2 protein-coding genes are annotated in these 2,321 nt (G+C 40.7%); both read right to left on the bottom strand.

Going from position 1 to position 2,321, the window contains the following annotated elements; all coding sequences use genetic code 11:
• On the bottom strand, positions 1-1,305 hold a 1,305-nt coding region (gene rlmD, locus AC6F75_RS08495), incomplete at its 3' end, for a 23S rRNA (uracil(1939)-C(5))-methyltransferase RlmD (RefSeq protein ID WP_500714579.1).
• 47 nt (positions 1,306-1,352) lie between these two features.
• Positions 1,353-2,321 (bottom strand): DASS family sodium-coupled anion symporter (locus tag AC6F75_RS08490; RefSeq protein WP_500714578.1); only part of this gene is annotated, 969 nt, incomplete at its 5' end.

Genomic DNA, 2,321 nt, shown 5'->3' with positions numbered 1-2,321 from the left:
CCTGGCCTGTGTGGCACTGTTGCAACTCACATAGACCACTTTTTGTGGAACCACATTCAAAATTTGCTGCACCACATCTTTGTGCATCCCATCACGAGGCGGATCGGTGATGATGATATCGGGAATTCCGTTTTGTTGAATGAATTCTTCGGTAAAAACCTTTTTCATATCACCCACAAAAAAGTCAACGTTGTCAATACCGTTTAATTGTGCATTTTCCTTAGCCGCTTCAATGGCTTCGGGAACTGATTCAATACCTATTACTTTTTTGGCTTGCTTGGCCACAAACTGGGCAATCGTTCCGGTTCCGGTATAGAGGTCATAGACGAGTTCATTTCCGGTTAAACCGGCAAAATCGCGGGTGATTTTATAAAGTTCGTAAGCCTGTTCAGAATTGGTCTGGTAAAAGGATTTGGCATTGATTTTAAATTTCAAACCCTCCATTTCTTCAAAAATATGGTCGCGGCCCTTGTAACAAATTACATCCTGGTCATAAAGGGTGTCATTTCCTTTTGAATTGATAACATAAAGAAGGGAAGTGATTTCAGGAAATTCTTCCCAAAGGAAATCAAGCAGGATCTCCCTGTTTTGTTTGTATTCTTTAAAAAACTGAATAAGCACCATCAATTCGCCGGTGCTTGTGGTGCGTATCATCAAAGTGCGTAAAAATCCTTCCTGATTTCTGGTGTTGAAAAATTCCAGATTATTCTCAATTGCAAATTCCTTAACGGCAAGGCGGATGCTGTTTGAAGGTTCCCCCTGAAGGTGGCATTCTTTTAAATCCAGGATTTTATCCCACATTCCGGGAATGTGAAATCCCAGCGCATTTCTGTTTTCAATTTCTTTACCTGATTTAATTTCTTCAAGCGTAAGCCAGCGACTGTCAGAAAATGAAAACTCCATTTTATTGCGGTAGTAATACTGTTTTGCAGAACCCAGTATGGGAGTGATTTCAGGCAATTCAACTTTTCCGATGCGTTTTAAATTGTTTACAACTTCTTTTTCTTTGAAATAAAGCTGACTTTCATAGCCCATATTTTGCCATTTACATCCACCACAAACTCCAAAATGAATGCATTTTGGCTCGGTTCTTCGTTCCGAGAGTGTGTGAAATTGAATGGCATCACCTTCATAGTAGGAAGTTCTCTTTTTAGTAGTTTGAATATCCACCACATCACCCGGAATGGCATTTCCGATAAAAACGACTTTTCCGTCGGGGGCTTTGGCGATGCTTTTGCCTTTTGCCCCGGCATCGACAACGGCGATGTTTTCAAATACAATGCGCTTGGTTTTTTTTCTTCCCATAGCGCAAAAATAAGGTATTGCCCGAGATTATTTTGAATAAAAAGGGGTTAAAAATACAAGTTGGTGAGCAATAAAGCCCAGAGTATAATAATCACCGGGCCAACAAGGCCGACAAATATTCCGGCGAGCCTGAATTCGTGTTGTTCAACAAGTCCTGTACTGTAAACTATGGCATTGGGAGGTGTGGAAACCGGCAGTAATAAAGCACAGGAAGCACTCAGACCAATAACAAATGTGAACAATACCGGATTGACATTGCCATAAATACTTACCAATGATATGGCAACCGGAATCAATATGGTAGTGGCTGCCGTATTGCTCATAAAGTTGGAGAGGATTACTGTGATTAAACTAAAAAGCAACAACAATAAATAAACATTAAAGTCAAACGAACTGATTTTTGAAATAAAGTACAATGCCAAATCCTGTTCCTGAATAGCAATACCCAGCGCAAGCCCGCCTGCAACCAGCATCAAGGTGTCCCAGGGGAGTTTTCTGACATCATCTGCATCAATCACCCCCATCATTGTTAAAAACACTATTGGGATTCCGGACACTGCAGCGACGGGAATGCCCGTCCATTGAGAAGTTATCCAAAAGAATACGGTAATGATGAAAACAATTAGAACAATCCTTCTTTGATTCACTTCTTGTTTATTATAGTCTTTTTTTAATTCCAGGTTTTGAATAAAATCGGTGGAAAGTTTTAATTCTCCGAACTTGTATTTTGTCAACAACAATTTCCATGTTAAAAAGGTAAGTAAAAGTGCCACCGGAACACCCACGCTCATCCATTGTAAAAAACTGATTTTTATTCCAATGCTTTCCAAAGCACCCACAGCAATGGCGTTGGGTGCAGAGCCTATGATGGTTCCCATACCACCAATGGCGGCTGCAGTGGGAATGCCCAAAAGAAAAGCCTTTTGAAGTTTTTTGTTGTCAATTTCTGTGAAAAGGGGAGTAACCGTGGCAAGCATCATTGCCGTTGTGGCTGTATTGCTCATCACCATAGAGAG

This window comes from Planktosalinus sp. (assembly GCF_059864935.1).
Note: the sequence above shows the minus strand (reverse complement) of the source record. Positions and strands in the feature narration are given on the sequence as shown.